Annotated in this window: 20 protein-coding genes; 10 read left to right on the top strand and 10 right to left on the bottom strand. The window is 61.1% G+C overall.

Annotated features, from left to right (window positions below; all coding sequences use genetic code 11):
* Positions 1-62: 62 nt before the first annotated feature.
* From ACR0FC_RS17390 to ACR0FC_RS17380, 3 genes are all read left to right on the top strand, one after another.
* Positions 63-428, top strand: a complete 366-nt coding sequence (locus ACR0FC_RS17390; RefSeq protein WP_170342084.1) for a hypothetical protein — start codon at positions 63-65, stop codon at positions 426-428.
* A gap of 420 nt (positions 429-848) precedes the next feature.
* A complete protein-coding gene (locus ACR0FC_RS17385; RefSeq protein ID WP_093963409.1) occupies positions 849-1055 on the top strand; it encodes a cold-shock protein in 207 nt (68 codons plus the stop codon).
* Between the two features lie 190 nt (positions 1056-1245).
* A complete protein-coding gene (locus tag ACR0FC_RS17380) occupies positions 1246-1806 on the top strand; it encodes a L,D-transpeptidase (RefSeq protein ID WP_170342085.1) in 561 nt (186 codons plus the stop codon).
* 8 nt (positions 1807-1814) lie between these two features.
* Here ACR0FC_RS17380 and ACR0FC_RS17375 read toward each other — a convergent pair whose 3' ends face one another.
* The gene (locus tag ACR0FC_RS17375; protein ID WP_170342086.1) at positions 1815-2429 is read right to left on the bottom strand and encodes an SOS response-associated peptidase; all 615 of its coding nucleotides are present in this window, start codon (positions 2427-2429) and stop codon (positions 1815-1817) included.
* A 3-nt stretch (positions 2430-2432) separates the two neighbouring features.
* Positions 2433-3074, bottom strand: a complete 642-nt coding sequence (locus ACR0FC_RS17370) for an arylesterase (RefSeq protein ID WP_254437839.1) — start codon at positions 3072-3074, stop codon at positions 2433-2435.
* A gap of 49 nt (positions 3075-3123) precedes the next feature.
* Here ACR0FC_RS17370 and ACR0FC_RS17365 point away from each other — a divergent pair, with 49 nt between their 5' ends.
* Positions 3124-3819, top strand: a complete 696-nt coding sequence (locus ACR0FC_RS17365; protein WP_170342090.1) for an ABC transporter ATP-binding protein — start codon at positions 3124-3126, stop codon at positions 3817-3819.
* The gene (locus tag ACR0FC_RS17360; RefSeq protein WP_170342092.1) at positions 3816-6341 is read left to right on the top strand and encodes an ABC transporter permease; all 2526 of its coding nucleotides are present in this window, start codon (positions 3816-3818) and stop codon (positions 6339-6341) included. Before ACR0FC_RS17365 ends, ACR0FC_RS17360 begins: the two co-directional genes overlap by 4 nt.
* A gap of 2 nt (positions 6342-6343) precedes the next feature.
* On the opposite strand, the gene ACR0FC_RS17355 is transcribed toward ACR0FC_RS17360, so the two are convergent.
* A complete protein-coding gene (locus tag ACR0FC_RS17355) occupies positions 6344-6790 on the bottom strand; it encodes an RrF2 family transcriptional regulator (RefSeq protein WP_093963764.1) in 447 nt (148 codons plus the stop codon).
* Positions 6791-6887: 97 nt separating this feature from the next.
* On the opposite strand from ACR0FC_RS17355, the gene ACR0FC_RS17350 reads away from it, so the two are divergent.
* A complete protein-coding gene (locus tag ACR0FC_RS17350; protein WP_170342094.1) occupies positions 6888-7457 on the top strand; it encodes a gamma-glutamylcyclotransferase family protein in 570 nt (189 codons plus the stop codon).
* 71 nt (positions 7458-7528) lie between these two features.
* Here ACR0FC_RS17350 and gltX read toward each other — a convergent pair whose 3' ends face one another.
* Positions 7529-8854, bottom strand: coding sequence for a glutamate--tRNA ligase (gene gltX, locus ACR0FC_RS17345; protein WP_170342096.1), 1326 nt, complete (start codon positions 8852-8854; stop codon positions 7529-7531).
* A 74-nt stretch (positions 8855-8928) separates the two neighbouring features.
* Positions 8929-9363 (bottom strand): DUF1801 domain-containing protein, encoded by a 435-nt coding sequence (locus ACR0FC_RS17340; RefSeq protein ID WP_170342098.1) that lies wholly within the window; start codon positions 9361-9363, stop codon positions 8929-8931.
* A gap of 116 nt (positions 9364-9479) precedes the next feature.
* On the opposite strand from ACR0FC_RS17340, the gene ACR0FC_RS17335 reads away from it, so the two are divergent.
* Entirely contained in the window at positions 9480-10412 is a 933-nt protein-coding gene (locus ACR0FC_RS17335) for an MBL fold metallo-hydrolase (protein ID WP_170342100.1), read from the top strand.
* On the opposite strand, the gene ACR0FC_RS17330 is transcribed toward ACR0FC_RS17335, so the two are convergent.
* The 3 genes from ACR0FC_RS17330 to ACR0FC_RS17320 form a co-directional block, all read right to left on the bottom strand.
* Entirely contained in the window at positions 10413-11744 is a 1332-nt protein-coding gene (locus ACR0FC_RS17330) for an NAD(P)/FAD-dependent oxidoreductase (RefSeq protein ID WP_170342102.1), read from the bottom strand.
* 144 nt (positions 11745-11888) lie between these two features.
* The gene (locus ACR0FC_RS17325; protein ID WP_170342103.1) at positions 11889-12164 is read right to left on the bottom strand and encodes a hypothetical protein; all 276 of its coding nucleotides are present in this window, start codon (positions 12162-12164) and stop codon (positions 11889-11891) included.
* A 299-nt stretch (positions 12165-12463) separates the two neighbouring features.
* Complete coding sequence (locus tag ACR0FC_RS17320; RefSeq protein WP_170342105.1) at positions 12464-14122, bottom strand: NAD+ synthase; 1659 nt, start codon at positions 14120-14122, stop codon at positions 12464-12466.
* Positions 14123-14278: 156 nt separating this feature from the next.
* Here ACR0FC_RS17320 and ACR0FC_RS17315 point away from each other — a divergent pair, with 156 nt between their 5' ends.
* A complete protein-coding gene (locus ACR0FC_RS17315; RefSeq protein WP_170342107.1) occupies positions 14279-15751 on the top strand; it encodes an MORN repeat-containing protein in 1473 nt (490 codons plus the stop codon).
* A gap of 4 nt (positions 15752-15755) precedes the next feature.
* Here the strand turns inward: ACR0FC_RS17315 and ACR0FC_RS17310 are convergent, their stop codons facing one another.
* Complete coding sequence (locus ACR0FC_RS17310; protein WP_170342109.1) at positions 15756-16421, bottom strand: SDR family NAD(P)-dependent oxidoreductase; 666 nt, start codon at positions 16419-16421, stop codon at positions 15756-15758.
* Positions 16422-16708: 287 nt separating this feature from the next.
* Between ACR0FC_RS17310 and ACR0FC_RS17305 the strand changes: the two genes are divergently transcribed.
* The gene (locus tag ACR0FC_RS17305; protein WP_170342111.1) at positions 16709-18280 is read left to right on the top strand and encodes a 2-isopropylmalate synthase; all 1572 of its coding nucleotides are present in this window, start codon (positions 16709-16711) and stop codon (positions 18278-18280) included.
* A gap of 169 nt (positions 18281-18449) precedes the next feature.
* On the opposite strand, the gene ACR0FC_RS17300 is transcribed toward ACR0FC_RS17305, so the two are convergent.
* The gene (locus ACR0FC_RS17300) at positions 18450-19235 is read right to left on the bottom strand and encodes a 23S rRNA (adenine(2030)-N(6))-methyltransferase RlmJ (RefSeq protein ID WP_170342113.1); all 786 of its coding nucleotides are present in this window, start codon (positions 19233-19235) and stop codon (positions 18450-18452) included.
* Between the two features lie 156 nt (positions 19236-19391).
* On the opposite strand from ACR0FC_RS17300, the gene ACR0FC_RS17295 reads away from it, so the two are divergent.
* Positions 19392-20438, top strand: coding sequence for a rod shape-determining protein (locus ACR0FC_RS17295; RefSeq protein ID WP_093963423.1), 1047 nt, complete (start codon positions 19392-19394; stop codon positions 20436-20438).
* The last annotated feature ends 24 nt before the right edge of the window (positions 20439-20462 follow it).

Below are 20462 nucleotides of genomic sequence, written 5' to 3'. Positions count from 1 at the left end.
GGATAGTGTGGGCAGAAATCAGCCCATACTATCACCGGGATGATGGACAGTTGGAGAACGGTATGGCGGAAGCGCTACTGTTGATTGGCTTCTTTGTGCTCGCAAGCATTTCGGCGTGGGTGTCTTCGCTGATCTTGGCGTCTGTGTTTCCATTCTTCAACTTCAAGAAAGAGTATACCGAGTATCTATTGAGGGTAAGCGGCGCACCGCTCACCCGTCTTCGTCTGCTTCTGACGGATTACGGGGCTAACAGCTATTTCTTTAGGATTGATTGGGGGTACGATTCACCTGCACCGGGGGCACTCAAAACCACTCCAAATCGCAACCTTTTTCGCATGCTTCTCTTGGCACTTGCGACCTTGATTTTTACCGTGTTCCTGTGGGTCGCTGCATTCGCGATGTTCAACATCATCTCTGCACGAATCTAGAAAACGACATCCCGGCATCTGGCTGATTGCTTGTGCCGATACGGGCTCTCGGGCGTCCGAATGACATTGACTGGAGTCGACTATCAGACAGGTGACCGATCCTATTTCTTGGCCGATCCGCTAATGGATTCGTGTCCGTTCTGCCCGGATGGGACGCGATAATCTGACACCGAAAAGTCCGTAGCGGATTCGAATTCAGTTCGGCGGATTTATGTTCAAAACGCCCGCTGGCCCCTGAAAGCACAACACATTCTGCCCAACTGACCCTTGCCATATGGCCCTCTCAGTGCCATATGCAAAGAGCTTACGTTATTCTACTTCGACCTACTGTCTCCGTTTTCGGCGTTCAGTCTATCGATCCAGACAACGACGCCGGGCTGCCGCAATTCCGTGGGCAGCACTCAAACAGGAGATACGGATATGCCCGCAGGCACCGTAAAATGGTTCAACACCACCAAAGGTTTCGGCTTCATCGCACCCGAAGAGGGCGGCAAAGACGTGTTCGTGCACATTTCGTCCGTCGAGCGTTCGGGCCTGACCGGCCTGGCCGACAACCAGAAAGTCACCTATGAACTGCGCGCTGGTCGCGACGGTCGCGAAAGCGCCGACAACATCGAACTGGCCTAAACCAGGTCTCTGGGGGCGACGGATGGCCGTCGCCCCCATTTTTTTGCCCGATTTCCGATCGCGCTTTCCAGACCCGGTGGGGCAGGAAAACAACATCACTTTCCGGTGAAACCCGCGCGGGAATTGACCCGATCGGCTATTCTGAACAGACTGCTATCCTGTTTTCTTTGTTGATTAGCCGAGTATTGCCATGTTCTCACGCCGCAATTTTCTGATCTCTGCCGCCGCTATCAGTGCCGTGCCTGGCACGGCCCACGCGAAGAAGAAGCCAGTCGAGTACGACCCGACTCCGCAAATCGTTCGGATCAAGAAGCAGTTTTTGCCCGGGCAATTGTTGGTCGCGCCACGTTCGTTCTACCTGTATTTCGTGACCGAGCCTCGCAAAGCCATCCGTTACGGCTGTGGCGTCGGCAAGGCCGGGCTGGAATTTACCGGAACTGCGACGATCGACGTGAAAAAGGAATGGCCCACCTGGCGCCCCACCGAAGAGATGATCGAGCGGGACCCTATTGCCTATGCCAAATTCAAGGACAATGACTATGTCCAGCCCGGTGGAGGAGACAACCCGCTTGGCGCCCGTGCCCTGTATCTGTTTCAGAATGGCGTCGACACGTATTTCCGCATCCATGGAACGACCCAGCCGCAGACCATTGGACGAGCCGTGTCGAACGGGTGCATCAGAATGCTGAATGAGCACGTGATCGACCTGTACAACCGCGTCCCGATCGGAACGGTCGTCACCGTCGTCTAAGACAGCGGTCAAGGCCCCGACCAATCCACCCCTTCGGCTTTTTCAATCTTCAGCCGTCCGTTTGGCCACGGTACACAAAGGCTTGCTGCTTGCTTGTCTGATCCGTTCAGCCAGGTCCGGACGTCTTCGGGCCGCAACAGGACACCCATACGGTGGTGGATCGGCCGCAGATCATCGTTCGGTTCGCAGGTCACTGCGGCGAACTGATCGACATGCTGACCACCGGGTGCAGTCCACCTGTCCGTAATCGCGGCAAACAACAGGGGGGTTCCATCGGCGGTTTCAATCCGCCACGCGGTTTTGCAGCGCTTTTCGCCGGTCCACTCGTACCAGCCATCAACCGGAACAACCGCGCGACCGACACCTTGAAAAGCAGATTTGTCAAAAACCGTTTCCGACCGCGCATTGATGATCGTTTCCATGACCGGTCGCCCCCGGGCATTGACGCGCCCTACGGGAATCATGCCCCACCGCATGCGCCTCGTGCCTTCAGCGGTCAGAACGATCACTTCCTGACCGGGCTGTATGTTCTGGCGCGGCTGTTCATCCGGCCAAGCAGTTTCTCGACCTAGGAATTCGGAAATCTGGGAGAACGGCCGCGTCAGAAAGAAACGCCCGGGCACGGTTTACTGCCGCTGTTTTGCGGCAGCGATCAGATCAAGGACAGCAGGTCCCAGATCATCCACGATCAGCGCAACGCCGCGCGCATTGGGGTGGATCCCGTCTGGTTGCATGAAGGTCTGCACGGCTCCGGGGTCGCCATCCGCCTGCAACCCGGAAAAAAAGCTGGAGGCATAGAGCGTGCCGAACTGGGTGGCCAGATCCGGATACATCGCATCAAACGCTTGTTTGTAGTCCGCGCCATAATTGCCCGGGGCTTGCATGCCGATCAGCAGAACCGGAACCTTGGCTGTTCGCGCCTCGGTCAGAATTTTTTCCAGGTTCGACTTCGAAACGGCCGGATCGATCCCACGAAGAACGTCGTTTCCGCCCAGCGCCACGATCATCCCGTCCACCTCTGGTGTCAGGGTCCAGCCCACACGCGCCGCACCGCCGGCCGTTGTGTCCCCGGAAACACCGGCGTTGATTATCTTCACTTCGACGCCTTGCGCATCCAGCCACCGGGTTAGTTGAGGGACGAACCCGTCTTCCTCAACAAGGCCGTAGCCTTGAGTCAGCGAGTCTCCGAGAGCGGCCAGGACCAACGGGTCGGCTGTGGCAGCAATGCCGCAGAGCGACAACAGCCCCGCCGCCAGAGCCTTGCGCAAGTTCCTGACCGCTCCATATCCCAAATGACTGCCCCTTTCGGAAAGACTAATGACTGAACCCGTTCTGACACTCCAAAATGCCGCTTTGTCGCTGGATGGCAATGCCGGACCCGTCGAAATCTTGCGGGACATCAATCTGACCGTGAAAGAGGGAGAGACGCTGGGCCTCGTCGGTCCGTCAGGTTCGGGCAAATCCTCGCTGTTGATGCTAATGGGCGGACTGGAGCAGACGACCGCGGGTCGCATCACTGCATTGGGACAAGACCTGACTTCGATGAGTGAGGATGCGCTTGCCCGGTTTCGGCGCGACGCGATGGGCGTCGTTTTCCAGAATTTCCATCTGATCCCAACCATGACGGCGCTTGAAAACGTGGCCACCCCGCTGGAACTGGCCGGTCACCGCGATGCCTTCGATCGGGCCGAGGCCGAATTGGCGGCGGTGGGGCTTTCGCATCGGCGCGATCACTACCCGGCGCAACTGTCGGGCGGCGAACAACAGCGGGTCGCGCTGGCCCGCGCTTCGGCCCCGAGGCCTCGGATCCTGTTGGCGGACGAACCGACCGGCAATCTGGATGAGGCGAATGGCGCGGCTATCGTTGATTTGCTGTTCGGCCTGCGTGACCGGCACGGGGCAACGCTGGTTCTGGTCACACACAGCCACTCGCTGGCCCGAAGATGCGACCGGGTTGTTCGATTGCGCGACGGCCGCATCACCGAAGAGGCCAGCCAAGAGGCAGGGGAATGAGCTTGCGCCTGGCGACGCGCCTGGCCCGACGTGAACTCAGAGGCGGCTTACGCGGTTTTCGGGTTTTTCTGGCCTGCCTGACCCTGGGGGTTGCCGCCATTGCTGCGGTTGGATCGGTGCGGCAAGCAATCATGACCGGCCTTGCACAGGAGGGGGCAGCCTTGCTGGGCGGCGATGCCCAGATCGAGCTGACCTATCGCTTTGCGGACGAAGCAGAAACCGCGTGGATGGAGCAAAACGCCGATCGCGTGTCCGAAGTCGTCGATTTCCGCTCGATGGCCGTGACCCGCAGCGACGCACCGCAACGCGGACTTACTCAGGTCAAGGCCATCGATGAGGCCTATCCTCTGATCGGTGCCGTCCGGTTGAACCCCGAAATCTCGCTGTCCGAGGCGTTGGACGGAAATGCCACCCTCCCCGGGGCAGTGATGGACCCGGTTCTGATCGAGCGGCTGGGGCTGGACATCGGCGACAGTTTTGCACTGGGCACGCAGGACTTTGTGTTGTCCGCCGCCCTGATATCCGAACCCGACGCGGCCGGAGATGGGTTCACCTTGGGGCCGCGCACATTGGTTCGCACAGCCGATCTGAAGGACTCGGGCCTATTGCAGCCCGGCACGCTGTTTTCCACCAAATACCGTATGGACCTGCCGGTCGGGGCCGACCTCGCAGAACTCTCGCAACAAGCAGAGAGCGTTCTGCAAGGCTCTGGGCTGCGCTGGACCGATGCGCGCAACGGCGCACCCGGAATTGCCGAATTCGTCTCGCGCCTCGGCGCGTTCCTGGTGCTGGTGGGTCTCTCGGGTCTGGCTGTGGGCGGCATCGGCGTGTCCGCGGCCGTACGCGCCTATCTCGCCCGAAAAACCGAAACCATCGCCACACTGCGCACCTTGGGCGCAGACCGCGCCACGATCTTTCAGACCTATCTGATCCAGATCGGCGTCCTTTCGGTTGTCGGGATCGCCGCTGGTGTAGCCCTTGGCGGGCTGGCCCCGATTCTCCTGGCACCCCTGATTGAAAGCCGGCTTCCCGTACCGGCCGTTTTTTCTGTCTACCCGCAACCGCTGTTCGAGGCGGCACTGTATGGCCTGCTGACCGCCTTGCTGTTCACTCTGTGGCCCCTTGCCCGGGCAGAGGACGTCCGGGCAGCGACCCTGTTCCGCGATGCGCTGAGCAGTGCCCGCAGGTTGCCCCGCGCCGCTTACCTGTTGGCGACAGGCCTAGCCCTGGCGACACTGATCGCCACCGCCGCTTGGTTCAGCGGCTCCCCGTGGCTGACCCTCTGGACCGGTGGGGGATTTGTCGGCGCATTGGTGCTGTTGGCGCTGTCGGCCCATGGCATCCGCTATGTCGCAAAAAGGGCCGCAACACGCGCCCGTGGCCGCCCGGCGTTGCGTTGGGCACTCGCGGCAATTTCCGACCCCCGCGAAGGGGCCGCATCGGTGGTCCTGTCTCTGGGATTGGGGCTGTCGGTTCTGGCTGCGGTCGGACAGATCGACGGCACTCTGCGCAATGCAATTTCCGGTAACCTGCCGGACGTGGCGCCGTCTTACTTTTTCGTGGACATCCAAAAAGACCAGATGCCCGGCTTCAGCAGCCGGCTTGAAAACGACCCCGGTGTCACACGTGTAGAAAGCGCACCAATGCTGCGCGGAATCATCTCGCAGATCAACGGCCAACCAGCACATCAGGTCGCAGGCGATCATTGGGTCCTGGAAGGCGATCGCGGCGTGACCTATTCGGACAACGCGCCACAAAACGCCCGCATCACCGCCGGGGAATGGTGGCCAGAGGACTATTCAGGCCCGCCCCAGATCAGCTTTGCCGCGGAAGAGGCCGAGGAAATGGGTCTCAAGCTTGGTGACGAACTGACGGTGAATATTCTCGGGCGTGATATCACCGCGACCGTAACATCGCTGCGCGAAGTGGATTTCTCGAACGCGGGGATGGGATTTATCATGTCGATGAATCCGTCCGCGCTGGCCGGCGCCCCTCATAGTTTCATTGCAACGGTCTACGCCGAGGAAGAGGCCGAGGCAGCCATCCTTCAAGACCTTGCGACCCAGTTCCCCAACATCACCGCGATCCGGGTTCGGGACGCGATCGACCGTGTCTCGGGCCTGCTTGCCGGTTTGGCCTCGGCCACCTCCTACGGCGCCGGTGTGTCTTTGCTGACCGGTTTTCTGGTTCTGATCGGCGCTGCTGCTGCGGGAGAGCCCGCGCGCCGCTACGAGGCTGCGATCCTCAAGACGATCGGCGCAGATCGCCGACGGATACTTCTCAGCTTTGGCTTGCGCTCGGCGCTTCTGGGTGCGGCCGCCGGCTGCGTGGCGCTGCTGGCCGGCATCCTTGGCGGCTGGGCTGTGGCCACATTCATTTTCGATACCAGCTTTGCGGTGATATGGCCTTCGGCATTGGGTATCGTCGCTGCCGGGCTGGCCGTCACGCTGCTGGCGGGGCTATTCTTCGCCCTCCGCCCCCTATCCGTCAGCCCGGCCCGCGTCCTGCGGGCCAGCGACTGAATTCAACGCGCGCAGGTAACGGGTTGCAGAATTTTCAGCAGTGGATCGTTGTCGCAAACCAAAGCATCCAGCGATATTTCATCCAGCGACGCAAAGAAGACCTCGGCCGCGTCCTGCAGCGCCAGACGCAGGCGGCAGGCATCGGTCAACGGACAGGTGTTGTCGGCATCCGCAAAACACTCGGCGATCGGCAAACTGCCCTCGACATGGCGAAAGACGGATCCGATCCGGATCTGGTCCGCCGGCCGACCCAGCGTCATGCCACCGTTGCGACCGCGCTGCGTGCTCAGATACCCCAGCTGACCCAGTTGGTTGATGACTTGCGCCAGATGGTTTTCCGAAATGTTGCAGACATCCGCAATCTCGGATTTCGTGACGAGCCGGTCGGGATGTGCAGCGCAATACATCAACAGCCGTACGGCGATATTTGTTCGTTTGGTGATCCGCATCAGATCCTCCCCCCGAATTTCAAGATGCAACCTTATTGCACAGGCCGCAAAAAAACGGTTTGACATACATCAATCGTCAAGAAGGACAGCACGCGAAATGGCAGAGCCCTATTTCTTTGGCTATGGCAGCCTCGTAAACCTTGCCACGCATGACTTTCCCGACCCGCGACCGGCGCGACTCAAGGGCTGGCGCCGGGCGTGGCGGCATACCGATCTGCGCCCGGTCGCCTTCTTGACCGCGGTGCCGGATCCCGACTGCGAGATCGACGGCATGATCGCACATGTCCCCAAAAACGACTGGGCGGCACTGGATGAACGGGAGTGGGCCTATGATCGGATCCCCGCCACCCACGCCATAACTCATCCTCTGAAGACAGAGGTCGAGATTGCGGTCTATGCGGTTCCGGAACAGCACCGCAAGGACCCGACGCACAGCCATCCGGTTTTGCTCAGCTATGTAGACGTCGTGGTGCAGGGGTATTTGCGCGCCTTCGGCCTGCCGGGTGTCGAGCGTTTCTTCGCCACGACCGACGGGTGGGACGCGCCGATCCTGAATGACCGGCACGAGCCGCGTTATCCGCGCCACCAACAGCTTCACCCCGACGAAACAGCCTTGGTCGATGAGCACCTGTCCCGGGTCTCGGCCCGGATCGTTCAAACCGCGTGAGAAAGGCGGGCGCCTGCAGCACCCGCCTCTGGTTCTTGTTCAGATCAAAGGCGGCACCGCCGCGCGGTGTCTTATTTTCGCGCCCGCACGACCTGCAGCAACGGCAGAAAGGTCGCCATCTCGGGGCCACGCTCCATCCCGGTCAGCGCCTTGCGCAACGGCATGAACAGGCCCTTGCCCTTGCGCCCGGTCGCTTCCTTCACGGCCGCCGTCCACTTGCCCCAGGTCTCGCCGTCAAACGGCCCCTCGGGCAGCAGTTCCATCGCCTGCGCAACGAATTTGCGGTCTTCCTCGTCGATCAGCGGCTCGGCCCCGTCGCGGCACAGCTCCCACCAGCCTTTCAGGTCGTTCAGCGTGGTGATGTTCTCACGCGCCATCATCCAGAACGGTTCGGCCAGTTTATCGGGCACACCGGCCGCGGCCACCGCGTCGGCAACCTTCTCCAGCGGCAGCGTCTGCAGATACCGGGCCGTCAGCGGGAACAGGTCCTGCACATCAAACTTGGTCGGCGCCGACCCGAACCGGGTGACGTCGAAACCTTCAATCAACTCGGCCATGTCGCTGCGCAGTTCCACCGGGTCGGACGAGCCCAACCGCGCCATCAGGCTCAGCAGCGCCATCGGCTGCACACCCTGCTCGCGCAGATCGCGCAGCGCCAGCGTGCCAAGGCGCTTGGACAACGCCTCACCTTGCGGGCCGGTCAGCAACGAGTGATGGGCAAAACGCGGGACGGTTCCGCCCAGCGCCTTGATGATCTGGATCTGGGTCGCCGTGTTGGTCACGTGGTCAGCGCCGCGCACCACGTCGGTCACGCCCATCTCGGTGTCGTCCACGACCGAGGCCAGCGTGTACAACACCTGCCCGTCGCCGCGGATCAGCACCGGATCCGATACCGAGGCCGCGTCGATCGACACGTCACCCAGAATGCCGTCCGTCCACTCGATGCGCTCATGATCCAGTTTGAACCGCCACACGCCATTGCCGCGTTCGGCCCGCAGCGCCTCTATTCCCGCCTCCGACAGGTTCAGGGCAGCGCGGTCATAAACCGGCGGCTTGCCCATATTCAGCTGCTTCTTGCGCTTGAGGTCCAGCTCGGTCGGGGTTTCAAAGGCTTCGTAGAACCGGCTGATCTCGCGCAGCTTGTCGGCGGCTTCCGCATAGCGGTCCAGCCGGTCCGACTGACGTTCGACCCGATCCCAGTGCAGACCCAGCCACTCGAGATCCTGCTTGATCGCATCAACATATTCTTCCTTCGACCGCTCGGGGTCGGTGTCGTCGATGCGCAGGATGAATGTGCCGCCGGCCTTGCGGGCGATCAGATAGTTCATCAGCGCGGTGCGCAGGTTGCCCACATGAATATAACCGGTGGGCGAAGGGGCGAAACGGGTGGTTGTCATGGATGTCTCCTGTTGGCGCGGCTCATGTCACATGAGCGCGTTTTTGTCCAGAAGGCGGTGCGAATGCTTGCCGTTTACTCGGACTTGATCGGCCAACGTGATGACAGGTCATCCAACCCTGCGCGGATCAATTCGGCCAGCACGTCCTCGACTATGTCCGACAGCTTGTTCACGTACAGACATGACTTGCCGGTCTTGTGCTTGCCCAGGCGCGCCAGAATACTGCCGAAATCGGAGTAGCCCGGCATGATATAGATCGAAAACGCGGCCTTGCGTGGGGAAAACCCGGTGGCAAGAAACGTGCCTTCCCGCCCGGACTTGTAGCGGTAGTCATACCGCCCGTATCCAACGATGGATGGCCCCCACATGACTGGCCGAAACCCGGTGACGGTTTCAAACAGGGTGTTCAGCCTCTGCGCCTCCGCAGCGCGCGCGGCCGGCAGGATCGCCGCCAAGAATTCGTGGACGCTTTGATCCGTCGGAACGGTTTTGTTTCCTGAGCGGGACATGAACAAGATTTAACATGCGATCGGCCAACGCGCAGCCCATATGGTAGAGTTGAAAAGTGGCAATTATCCGAAAGCGTTCTAATTCGTCGCACGTAATCTGACAGGGAGACTTTGAAATGACCATGAAACTGACCCGCCGGGCCGCTTTGGGCACGGCCGCTGCGTTACCTTTTGCATCTATCGCGACACAGTCACTGGCTGCCGGGGCCGAAACCAAGGCCAACTCGACCGTCGCCCGCAGCTTTCAACTGGGCGATTTCACGGTCACGACCCTGCTGGATGGCAGCCTGCCGCGAGACGGCGCTCAGGAGATTTTCGGCGGTGGCGCGTCAGACGAGGAGTTTGCCAAGGTATCGGCCGACAATTTCATCTCGCCCGACATTGCCCAGTTCTTCTTCACGCCAACGCTCGTCAATACCGGATCCGAGTTGATCCTGTTTGACACGGGATTGGGCCAAGGCGGTATTCAAATTGCTCTGGCCGATGCGGGCGTTGGCCCCGAGGCGATCAACGTTGTCGTCCTGACCCACATGCACCCCGACCACATTGGCGGCATGACGACCAACGATGCTGCGACCTTTCCGAACGCACGCTATGTGACCGCCGCGGCCGAGTATGATTTCTGGTCAGCACAGGAGGCCGGCAACCGCGTCGGCGACCTTGTGGCAGCCAAGGTCACCCCGATGGCTGAAAAGATGTCGTTCATCGAGGACGGTGGCGAGGTCGCATCCGGCGTGACCGCCATGGCGGCCTTCGGGCATACGCCTGGCCATATGGTCTATCATCTAGAAAGCAACGGTCAGCGGCTGATCCTGACCGCCGATCTTGCCAATCACTATGTCTGGTCCTTCGCGCATCCGGAATGGGAAGTCCGGTTTGACATGGACAAGGCGGCGGCCACCGCATCGCGTAGGAACGTGTTGGGTATGCTGGCCGCGGACAAGGTCCCGATGATCGGGTACCACATGCCTTTCCCGGCCGCCGGCTATGTCGAGCCGCGCGGCGAAGGCTTCCGCTTTGTACCTGTCAGCTATCAGATGATGGGCTGATCAATACCCCGGGTCCGGCCGTACTTTCGTACCGTCCGAAAACCGCGACAGTCGAAAGGCGGCCGGGTCCACACAAGGCGCTGTGTTCGTCACCAGATCGGCCACCAAGCGGCCGGCACCAGGGCCTATGCCAAATCCATGTCCAGAAAATCCGGTTGCAATCACCAGTCCCGGGATTTCCTGCACGTTCGAGATGACCGGGATTGCATCCGGGGTCACATCGATCATCCCGGCCCAGCTCTGCACGATCTCGGCACCAACCAATGCCGGAAGCGCCTGACGGGCCTTGGCCCATGATTTGCGGAGCGCCTTCTGCGACGGCTCGGGGTCCAGTATCCGACAGAGTTCGAACGGTGTTACGTCGGTGGACGCCCATGATCTGCGCTGACGCGCCTCAATGGTCCAGCGGTGCGACAGGCGGAATCTGAGCGATTTCCATTCCTGCGCGAATGCCGGCAGGAATTTCGCGGCCAACCGAAAACTGTCAGGCACAATATCCACCGTGTTTTCATGGCCCGAGGCGATCGTGTACCCGCCGTCGGCGCGTTTGCGAATGGCAAAATCATCCGACCACAGAGCTGTTTCCGGACCCGGTTCCACAGGCGAGGTCCGCAGAACCGTGTTCAGCACCTTCAGCTGTGGCAGGGCAATTCCTTCGTTACCGGCAAACAACCGCGACCAAGCCCCCCCGGCCAGAACCACTTGATCGCAAGCGACCCGCCCCCGTTCCGTATAAACCCCGGCAACACGACCAGCTTGCAGGTCGAGGCAGCGTACCGCGCAATTCGTCATGATGACCGCGCCTTGGTCGCGCGCCGCCTCGGCCAACGCCGGAGCAACCCATTGCGGCTCGGCCCGTCCGTCCTGTGGCGTGAAAAGCGCGGCCTTCAGCTTGGTCTTGAGGCCAGGCACGTGCTGTTCCAACTCGGATCCGGAAACCATGCGCGCTCCGGTCTGGTAGCCTTTGAGGTTTCGCAACCAGCGCTCCATATCAGCTGCGGCCCGGTCGGTCCGCGCACCGAACAGAATGCCGGATTGCACATAGCCGGTTTTGCGCCCGATCCGCTCATCAAGTGATTGCCAGATCCTGAGCGACTCGGTCATCAAAGGTATTTCGCGCGGGTCGCGCAGCCCCAAGCGGACCCAGCCCCAGTTCCTTGAACTCTGTTCGGCGCCAATCTGGCCCTTTTCACACAAGAGGACGGAATTGCCACGTTCCGCCAGTTCCAGCGCGGTTGAGACACCGATAATCCCTCCGCCGACGATCACAACGTCAACGGATTTGGGCAGACAAAGATCGGATTCAACAGGGTTGGGCTTGGGGCCGGGCATCAACGGAACTTGCTAGTCAGACACGAGCTTCATCGAGCCTTGGCAAATGTCATCCGGCAATCCTGAATAACGGAAAAGGCACCACTTTGTTCGGCTGTGTGGCGTCGATGCAAACGCCACAATGGAACTAGACCGGCACGCGGTTCAGGCCGCGCCCGAGAACTCGGCCCATTTCTGACGCAACAAAGCTGCGACACCCGAGTTTTGGGTCTCTGCCCTGGTCTCTTCGGGTTGAAGCTCGGGCAATTCCGGGTGTTTGGCTGAGAACTCTTCGGACGGTTCTTCGCTGTCTGCGTCAGCCTCAGCCAACACACCGGCGATTGCCGCTTCCAGACGCGCCTCATCCAATTCGCGCGCCGGCGTCTCCATTGTCTTGTACCTCAACGGCGCATGCAGCGGTTTGTCATATCCATCAACCATCGGACCACCTAAACCTTATAACCGGCACCCCACCACGGATGCGTCACCAGAAAACTTGGTCTTCAACTGCGCTTCGGCCGACAGATCAATGCCCGGCCCCCGCGCGCCGATCTTTCAAAATATGTGGCAAGATCGGTCCTAAACTATGGCAAAAAAATGTCCAAAAAACAAGGACACGGCCAAGTTCCGTCAGCGATACCGCCCCACCTGCAGAACAGTCAGGGTGGAGACCCCTCATTGCTGCCGATTTGTAAACAAACACCCGGGCCCGGACAAAGGGCGCTCAGCCGCAGTTTCCGTCAGCTCGGATCGCGCCAGCGATTCACGATCGGATAGCGCCGATCCAACCAGAAGGCCCGAGGTGTCAGGCGCGTGCCCGGCGCGGACTGAAAGCGTTTGTATTCGCTGATATAGATCAGGTGCTCGACACGTCGGGCATCAGCCTCGTCGTACCCGGCTGCCACACAATCCGCGATCGAGCCATCCTGATCAACCAGGATGTCGAGAATACCGTCCAACACCGGGTAATCCGGCAGGCTGTCGCTGTCCTTCTGATCCTCGCGCAGCTCGGCACTGGGCGGTTTGTCGATGACCGAGGGGCGAATGACCTCGCCGGCGGGTCCTTTCATCCAGTCGCGGTGATTGGCATTGCGCCAGCGGCAGGTTTCGAACACCCGGGTCTTGTACAGATCCTTGATCGGATTGTAGCCGCCATTCATATCGCCATAGATCGTGGCATATCCGACCGCCACTTCGGATTTGTTGCCGGTGGTCAGCAGCATCTCGCCAAACTTGTTGGACATTGCCATCAACAGCAGACCGCGTAGACGGGACTGGATGTTCTCCTCGGTAATATCAGCCTTAAGACCGTCAAACAGCGGCGCCAGGGTCTCGGTGACGGCGGCGCGGGACTGGCTGATCGGCACATAGTCGTATCGCACGCCCAGTGCTTTGGCGACGGCTTCGGCATCCTCCAGCGACTCGGCGCTGGTGTATTCCGACGGCAGCATCACGCAACGCACATTGTCAGCCCCGAGAGCGTCAACCGCGATGGCCGCAACAAGCGCGGAATCAACCCCTCCGGACAGTCCCAGCAATGCTTTGGAAAACCCGGTCTTGCCCATATAGTCGCGCAGCGCCTGCACCATGGCGCGATAGTCCTGCTCCCACGCGTCAGGATGCTCGGCGATTTCGGCGGGGACGATAGCCCATCCTTCATCACCGCGCCGCAGATCGATCTGCATCACCGCCTCGTCGAAGACCGGCATTCGAAAGGCCAGTTCGCCGCCGGGATTCAGGCCAAATGTCCCACCATCGAAAACCTGATCGTCCTGACCGCCCACCATGTTGAGGTAAATCACCGGCAGCCCGGTTTCGACCACACGGGCCACCATCTGGTTCAGGCGCACATCGTGCTTGTCGCGAAAATAGGGTGATCCGTTGGGGATCAGAAGAAACTCGGCGCCCGTCTCCTGCAGCGTCTCGGCGACATCCTCGTGCCAGCCATCCTCGCAGATCGGACTGCCGATGCGGGTGTTGCCCACCGCATAGGGGCCACCCAACGGCCCGGCGTCGAACAACCGAACCTCGTCGAACACAGTCTCGTTGGGCAAATGGTGTTTCAACACCTTGCTGACGATCCGCCCCCGGCTGAGGATCAGATAGGCGTTGTAGAGGTTGCCACCCTCGACCCAAGGCCCACCGATGGCCATCGCCGGACCATCCGCGCAGGATTCCGCCAACTGCTGCACAGCCGCCATGGCAGCCTTGTGAAACGACGGCTTCAGAACCAGGTCCTGAGTGTTGTAACCGGTGACGAACATCTCTGGCAGAGCCACCAGATCGGCCCCCGCTGCGCGGCCCTGCTCCCATGCGGAACGGGCTTTTTTGGCGTTGCCTGCAATGTCGCCCACCGTCGGGTTCAGCTGCGCCAGCGTGATGCGGAAATGGTCGGCCATCTTTGCCCTCTTGCCCTCGTCACCTGAAAAGGCATTTAGCAGATCAGGCCGCAAGTGAAAGGCCAATGCGGCAAAACCCGTTGCCCGACCTTCATCAGTGTCATAGTTTTGCACGAACCAATGCACCACGGGACAATCGGGCAGGCAGGGACTACCATGAACGCTTTTCGTACAACGATTGCCGTTGCCGCAATGGGCATCGCCGCACAGAGCGCGTCCGCGCAGCAGGGCCAGATCATCACCGCGGATGACGATGTGGGCGGGGTCTACGAAGGCACCTTTGAAAACGGGCTGCGTCACGGAACCGGCACCTATCGCCTGCCAGACGGCTTTGAATACACCGGCGAGTGGGTCGAAGGAGAAATTCAGGGCAAGGGCGTGGCACGTTACGCCAATGGGTCGGTCTACGAGGGCGATTTCGTCAAAGGTCGCCCGCACGGCAAGGGTAAGATCACCTTTGCCGACGGCGGCACCTATGAGGGCGACTGGACCGACGGCGCGATAAACGGAACCGGCATCGCGCAATACGCAAACGGAATGCGCTACGAAGGTGGCTTCAAGAACGCCCAGCATGACGGCAAAGGCGTCATGACCGACCCCGGCGGCTATGTCTATGATGGCGACTGGGTGGACGGCGTTCGCCAGGGCAAGGCCAAGATCACCTATGCGGACGGCGCGGTATACGAAGGCGACATCGTTGCTGGCCAGCGTCAGGGCAACGGATCGCTGACCTTGCCCGACGGCATGATCTATTCCGGCGAATGGACCGAGGACCGGATCACCGGAACCGGCGTACTGAAACAGGCCAACGGTGACGTTTACGAAGGCGCCTTGGTGGACGGGCGCCGGCAGGGCAAGGGAAAGGCGACCTACGCGAACGGCGATACCTACGAAGGCGATTTCGTTGACGACCGCCGACACGGCAAGGGTACGTTCACTGGCACCGACGGCTATGTGTACACCGGAGACTGGAAAAACGGTCAGATCGAAGGGTTGGGCGAACTGACCTATCCCGACGGCTCGGTCTATGTCGGTGACTTCAAGGCGGACCTCGCCGATGGCAAAGGCCGGATCACCTATCCCGACGGCTCGTCCTATGACGGCGACTGGGTTGCGGGGGTGATCGAAGGTCAGGGCACCGCGACCTACACAAATGGCACGATCTACAAAGGACAGTTCAAGAATGCTCGAACGCATGGCACCGGCGTTCTGACCCGGGCCGACGGCTCTCGCTACGATGGCGAGTGGGTAGACGGCGTGCGTCAAGGCAAGGGTACCGCCACCTACGCGGATGGGACGGTCTATACCGGTGATTTCCAGAACGGTCAGCGCCATGGCCAGGGCGAGGTCGTGATGGCAAATGGCTTCAAGTATTCCGGCCAGTGGACCGAGGGCAAAATCACCGGCTCGGGTGTCGCGACATATGCAAATGGCGATGTCTATGAAGGCAACTTCGTGAACGGCAAACGCCAGGGCTCTGGAACTATGCGCTATGCCAATGGCGAAGAGGAAAGCGGCACCTGGGAAAACGGCGCTCTGTCGGAAGCAGGCGCGGCGCAACCATCGGGCAACGAGCCGCAGGCGCCGGAGGCCGAACAGGCCCCGGAAGTCACCCCATCGGACGGATAGCCCGCTACCAGGGAACCGGTTGACCGGCCCAGTCGAAAAACTGGCCGGTCTGATCAGCCGTCAGACCATCCACAACCTGCAGAAGGCTTTGGGCGGCGTCACTCGGCTCGACCGCGGGATGGCGGCCCAGGTATTTCTGCGTGAACGGGGTCTTGACCGTTCCGGGGTGCAGGGCGACGCAGATCGCATCCTTGTGGGTTCGGGCCAGTTCGATTGCGGCCGTATGCACGATCTGGTTCACCGCCGCCTTGGCCGCGCGATAGCTGACCCAACCGCCCAGACGATTTTCCCCGATCGAACCCACACGCGCAGACAGCACGGCAAAAACCGACCGCCCGTTGCGCGGCAACAGGCGATGCGCGTGTTTCAGCACCAGGGCCGGTCCCACCGCGTTCAAGGCGAACTGATCCATCATGGCCTTGGCCGAAACCGCCCGAATGGTCTTTTCCGGTTCCGCCCCGTCGATCTCCAGCGCGCCGGACGCGACCAGAACAAGGTCGAACGGTCCTTCGATCCGGCCCAGCATCTCATCGGCCAGTTCCGGCTGCATCAGATCCAGCCCGTTTCCCGACCGCGACAGACCAACCACGTGAACCGACCGCGACAGCAGTTCATTGCAGACGGCCCGGCCGATCCCGCCGCTCGCACCTATGACCAATGCGTTTCTCATCGCCCTCCATCTAGCGGAGTTGCCCACGCAATCAATCCCCGTTTCCAATCCTTTCGCGAAATCGGACGGCCGCGCATTTTCCTTCTTTTCATTCCCGGTTCGGGGTGTATAACCTCGGACCCATGATCAACCGCGCAGATATCCCTTTTGCTTTCGCCGCGTCCGCCGGCGCTGCTCTGCGTGGCCTACTGATCCTAATCCGCCTCTGAGCGTGCCATCCGGCGCGCCCGCTCAGAGGAGGACGCCTGCGCGCCAATGGCTTTAGGACAGACAAGAAAGTGACTCCCATGACCAACGTGACCGACCAAGACCGCGTCTTGATCTTTGACACCACTTTGCGCGACGGCGAGCAAAGCCCCGGCGCAACAATGACCCATGACGAAAAGCTGGAAATCGCCGAGCTTCTGGATGACATGGGCGTCGACATCATCGAGGCCGGCTTTCCGATCGCCTCCGAGGGTGATTTCAAGGCCGTTTCGGAAATCGCGCAGCGCGCCAAGAACGCCCGCATCTGCGGCCTGGCTCGTGCGAATTTCGCCGATATCGACCGCTGCTGGGAAGCGGTGAAACACGCCGAAAAGAACCGGATCCACACCTTCATCGGCACCTCGCCGCTGCACCGGGCGATTCCGAACCTGACGCAGGACGAGATGGCCGAAAAGATCCACGAGACCGTCAGCCACGCCCGCAATCTGTGCGAAGATGTGCAATGGTCGCCGATGGACGCGACCCGGACCGAATGGGACTATCTGTGCCGCGTGATCGAGATTGCGATCAAGGCGGGCGCGACCACGATCAACATACCTGATACGGTAGGCTACACCGCCCCGATTGAAAGCGCGGACCTGATCAAACGACTGATCGAAACCGTTCCGGGCGCAGACGAAGTGATTTTCGCCACCCATTGCCACAACGACCTTGGCATGGCGACCGCCAACTCACTGGCCGCCGTTGCAGGCGGGGCCCGGCAGATCGAATGCACGATCAACGGACTGGGCGAACGCGCGGGCAATACCGCGCTGGAAGAGGTCGTGATGGCCCTGCGCACCCGCAATGACATCATGCCGTGGAAGACGGGCATCGACACCACCAAGATCATGCACATCTCGCGTCGGGTGGCGACGGTTTCGGGCTTTCCGGTGCAGTTCAACAAGGCGATCGTCGGCAAGAACGCCTTCGCGCATGAAAGCGGCATCCATCAGGATGGCATGCTGAAGAACCGCGAGAATTTCGAGATCATGCGCCCTGAGGATATCGGCCTTTCGGGCACCTCGCTTCCGTTGGGCAAGCATTCCGGCCGGGCCGCGCTGCGCGACAAGCTGGAAACGCTGGGCTACGAGATCGGAGACAACCAGCTCAAGGACATCTTCGTGCGGTTCAAGGATCTGGCCGACCGCAAGAAAGAGGTGTTCGACGACGACCTGATCGCGTTGATGAGTGCAGATGATGAGGCTAACGACCACCTGCAACTGGTCTCGATGAAAGTCACCTGCGGCACCGGCGGTCAGGCCGAAGCGACGGTCGAACTGGAGGTCGACGGCAAGGATGTGATCGCCACCGAGCACGGCGACGGACCGGTCGACGCCACCTTCAAGGCGATCCGGGCCATCTACCCGAACAAGGCGCATCTGCAGCTGTATCAGGTGCATGCCGTGACCGAAGGCACCGACGCACAGGCCACGGTTTCTGTCCGCCTGGAGGAAGACGGCATGATCGCCACGGGCCAATCCGCGAACACGGATACCGTGGTGGCGTCGGCCAAGGCCTATATCAGCGCACTGAACCGTTTGATCATGCGCCGCGAAAAGGCCGGCCCCGGCGCGGATGCGCGCGAGATCAGCTACAAGGATCTGACCTGATCTGAATTGGAAGGCAAGGCTCCCGCGCCCGCGGCAGCCCGGCTTCGCCGCGCAGCCTGATGGACTTGGGCCCGGCACCGCGCCAAGGCGCGGTGCCGGACCCAACACGTTTGGCGGCATCTCGGATGCTGTCAAACGGGGCGGGAGGCCTTCGCCCCCTGAAGCGCCGTCAGATCTTTGCGAACAGGTCGGAAAGGCGCGCCGCCTCGTCTTCGATCCCGAAGGGCGCGTTGACCAGGAACATACCCGAACCGATCATCCGATGACCCTCACGCGCAGGCGGAAACCGAACTTCGTGCACGAACGTTTTGGGCAGGTCCAAGCCCTTCAGTGCCGACACCATCGGAACATGCCGATCGTCTGTCAGGATCGGATACCACAGCGCAATGAGACCCACGTTCCACTTGCGGTGCAACTTGGCGATCAGCCCCGGCAGGCGGCCATAGTCCGCCTTTACCTCGTAGCTAGGGTCAATCAGCATCACCCCGCGCCGAGGCGTGGGCGGCAGAACCGACTGAGCCAGCTCGAACCCGTCCTGTCTGTAGGTCTTGGCACCGCGCCCGGTCAGCGCTTTTTTCAACGCTGCGTATTCCTGCGGATGAAGCTCGGCGAAATGCTGACTGTCCTGCGGACGCAGCAGGCTTGCCGCAATCATCGGCGAGCCCGGGTAGGCCGTTTCGCCAAACTGCGCCTGCACCGAGCGCAACGCGCGTGCCAGCGGGTGATCGTCGGCAAACCACCCGTTGCTCAGCGCGCGCCCGATCCCTGCCGCCGCCTCGCCGGTCTGTTCGGCCTCGGCCGCATTCAGGTGGTACAGACCACGCCCCGAATGGGTCTCGAGATAGCTGATCGGCTTGTCCTTGCGGGTCATGTAGTCCAGCATCCATGCCAACAAAGCGTGCTTTTGCACGTCCGCCAGATTTCCCGCGTGGTAAATGTGTTGATATGAGAGCATGTTGCCTTCTAAAGTCCCTGTCAAAGAGGCGGAAAGGTGCTGATTTACGCGGAATCAGGCCTTTAACCGGGCGTCATGGCACCCTATAAGTCATCCGTCCCGGAACCGTCGAGTCGCGGGCAGTAGAAAACATCTGACAGACAGGATCAGGGGAATATGGGGATCTTTGACAGTTTGGGCGGCCTGTTCACAGCGGATATGGCCATCGACCTCGGGACGGCCAACACGCTGGTCTACGTCAAGGGGCGTGGCGTGATCCTGTCTGAACCCTCGGTTGTCGCCTACCATGTCAAGGACGGCGTCAAGAAGGTTCTGGCCGTGGGCGAGGACGCCAAGCTAATGCTGGGCCGCACCCCCGGCTCGATCGAGGCCATCCGCCCCATGCGCGAGGGTGTGATCGCCGATTTCGACACCGCGGAAGAGATGATCAAGCACTTCATCCGCAAGGTGCACAAGCGTTCGACCTTTTCGAAGCCCAAGATCATCGTCTGCGTTCCGCATGGCGCAACGCCGGTTGAAAAACGCGCGATCCGTCAGTCGGTTCTGTCAGCAGGCGCGCGGCGCGCGGGTCTGATCGCCGAGCCGATTGCCGCCGCCATCGGAGCCGGGATGCCGATCACCGATCCCACCGGCAACATGGTCGTGGATATCGGCGGCGGCACCACCGAAGTGGCTGTCCTGTCGCTGGGCGACATCGTCTATGCCCGCTCGGTCCGCGTGGGGGGCGACCGCATGGACGAGGCGATCATCTCGTACCTCCGCCGTCAGCAGAACCTGCTGGTGGGCGAATCCACCGCCGAGCGGATCAAGACCACCATCGGCACGGCCCGCATGCCCGATGACGGGCGCGGACAGTCGATGCACATCCGCGGGCGCGACCTTCTGAACGGCGTCCCCAAGGAAATCGAGATCAGCCAGGCCCAGGTGGCCGAGGCTCTGTCGGAACCCGTCCAGCAGATCTGCGAAGCGGTGATGACCGCGCTGGAAACCACCCCGCCGGATCTGGCCGCGGACATCGTGGACCGTGGCGTGATGCTGACCGGTGGCGGCGCGCTGCTGGGTGATCTGGACCTGGCCCTGCGCGAGCAGACCGGATTGGCCGTGTCGATTGCCGACGAAAGCCTGAATTGTGTGGCTTTGGGCACCGGCAAGGCGCTGGAATACGAAAAACAGCTGCGCCACGCGATTGACTACGAAAGCTAAGGCGCGCACCCTCTGATCTGAGGG

The sequence above is a fragment of the Ruegeria sp. BB9 genome, assembly GCF_056539345.1.
This window is presented reverse-complemented; position numbering and strand designations above follow the sequence as displayed.

What these genes read in the sequence shown, in the direction of transcription:
- ACR0FC_RS17315 (WP_170342107.1), top strand. Translation starts at nt 14,279, where the DNA reads ATGAACGCTTTTCGTACAACGATTGCCGTTGCCGCAATGGGCATCGCC.
- ACR0FC_RS17300 (WP_170342113.1), bottom strand. Translation starts at nt 19,235, where the DNA reads ATGCTCTCATATCAACACATTTACCACGCGGGAAATCTGGCGGACGTG.
- ACR0FC_RS17320 (WP_170342105.1), bottom strand. Translation starts at nt 14,122, where the DNA reads ATGGCCGACCATTTCCGCATCACGCTGGCGCAGCTGAACCCGACGGTG.
- ACR0FC_RS17310 (WP_170342109.1), bottom strand. Translation starts at nt 16,421, where the DNA reads ATGAGAAACGCATTGGTCATAGGTGCGAGCGGCGGGATCGGCCGGGCC.
- ACR0FC_RS17350 (WP_170342094.1), top strand. Translation starts at nt 6,888, where the DNA reads ATGGCAGAGCCCTATTTCTTTGGCTATGGCAGCCTCGTAAACCTTGCC.
- ACR0FC_RS17360 (WP_170342092.1), top strand. Translation starts at nt 3,816, where the DNA reads ATGAGCTTGCGCCTGGCGACGCGCCTGGCCCGACGTGAACTCAGAGGC.
- ACR0FC_RS17365 (WP_170342090.1), top strand. Translation starts at nt 3,124, where the DNA reads ATGACTGAACCCGTTCTGACACTCCAAAATGCCGCTTTGTCGCTGGAT.
- ACR0FC_RS17335 (WP_170342100.1), top strand. Translation starts at nt 9,480, where the DNA reads ATGACCATGAAACTGACCCGCCGGGCCGCTTTGGGCACGGCCGCTGCG.
- ACR0FC_RS17295 (WP_093963423.1), top strand. Translation starts at nt 19,392, where the DNA reads ATGGGGATCTTTGACAGTTTGGGCGGCCTGTTCACAGCGGATATGGCC.
- ACR0FC_RS17390 (WP_170342084.1), top strand. Translation starts at nt 63, where the DNA reads ATGGCGGAAGCGCTACTGTTGATTGGCTTCTTTGTGCTCGCAAGCATT.
- ACR0FC_RS17380 (WP_170342085.1), top strand. Translation starts at nt 1,246, where the DNA reads ATGTTCTCACGCCGCAATTTTCTGATCTCTGCCGCCGCTATCAGTGCC.
- ACR0FC_RS17330 (WP_170342102.1), bottom strand. Translation starts at nt 11,744, where the DNA reads ATGCCCGGCCCCAAGCCCAACCCTGTTGAATCCGATCTTTGTCTGCCC.
- ACR0FC_RS17355 (WP_093963764.1), bottom strand. Translation starts at nt 6,790, where the DNA reads ATGCGGATCACCAAACGAACAAATATCGCCGTACGGCTGTTGATGTAT.
- ACR0FC_RS17385 (WP_093963409.1), top strand. Translation starts at nt 849, where the DNA reads ATGCCCGCAGGCACCGTAAAATGGTTCAACACCACCAAAGGTTTCGGC.
- gltX (WP_170342096.1), bottom strand. Translation starts at nt 8,854, where the DNA reads ATGACAACCACCCGTTTCGCCCCTTCGCCCACCGGTTATATTCATGTG.
- ACR0FC_RS17305 (WP_170342111.1), top strand. Translation starts at nt 16,709, where the DNA reads ATGACCAACGTGACCGACCAAGACCGCGTCTTGATCTTTGACACCACT.
- ACR0FC_RS17325 (WP_170342103.1), bottom strand. Translation starts at nt 12,164, where the DNA reads ATGGTTGATGGATATGACAAACCGCTGCATGCGCCGTTGAGGTACAAG.
- ACR0FC_RS17340 (WP_170342098.1), bottom strand. Translation starts at nt 9,363, where the DNA reads ATGTCCCGCTCAGGAAACAAAACCGTTCCGACGGATCAAAGCGTCCAC.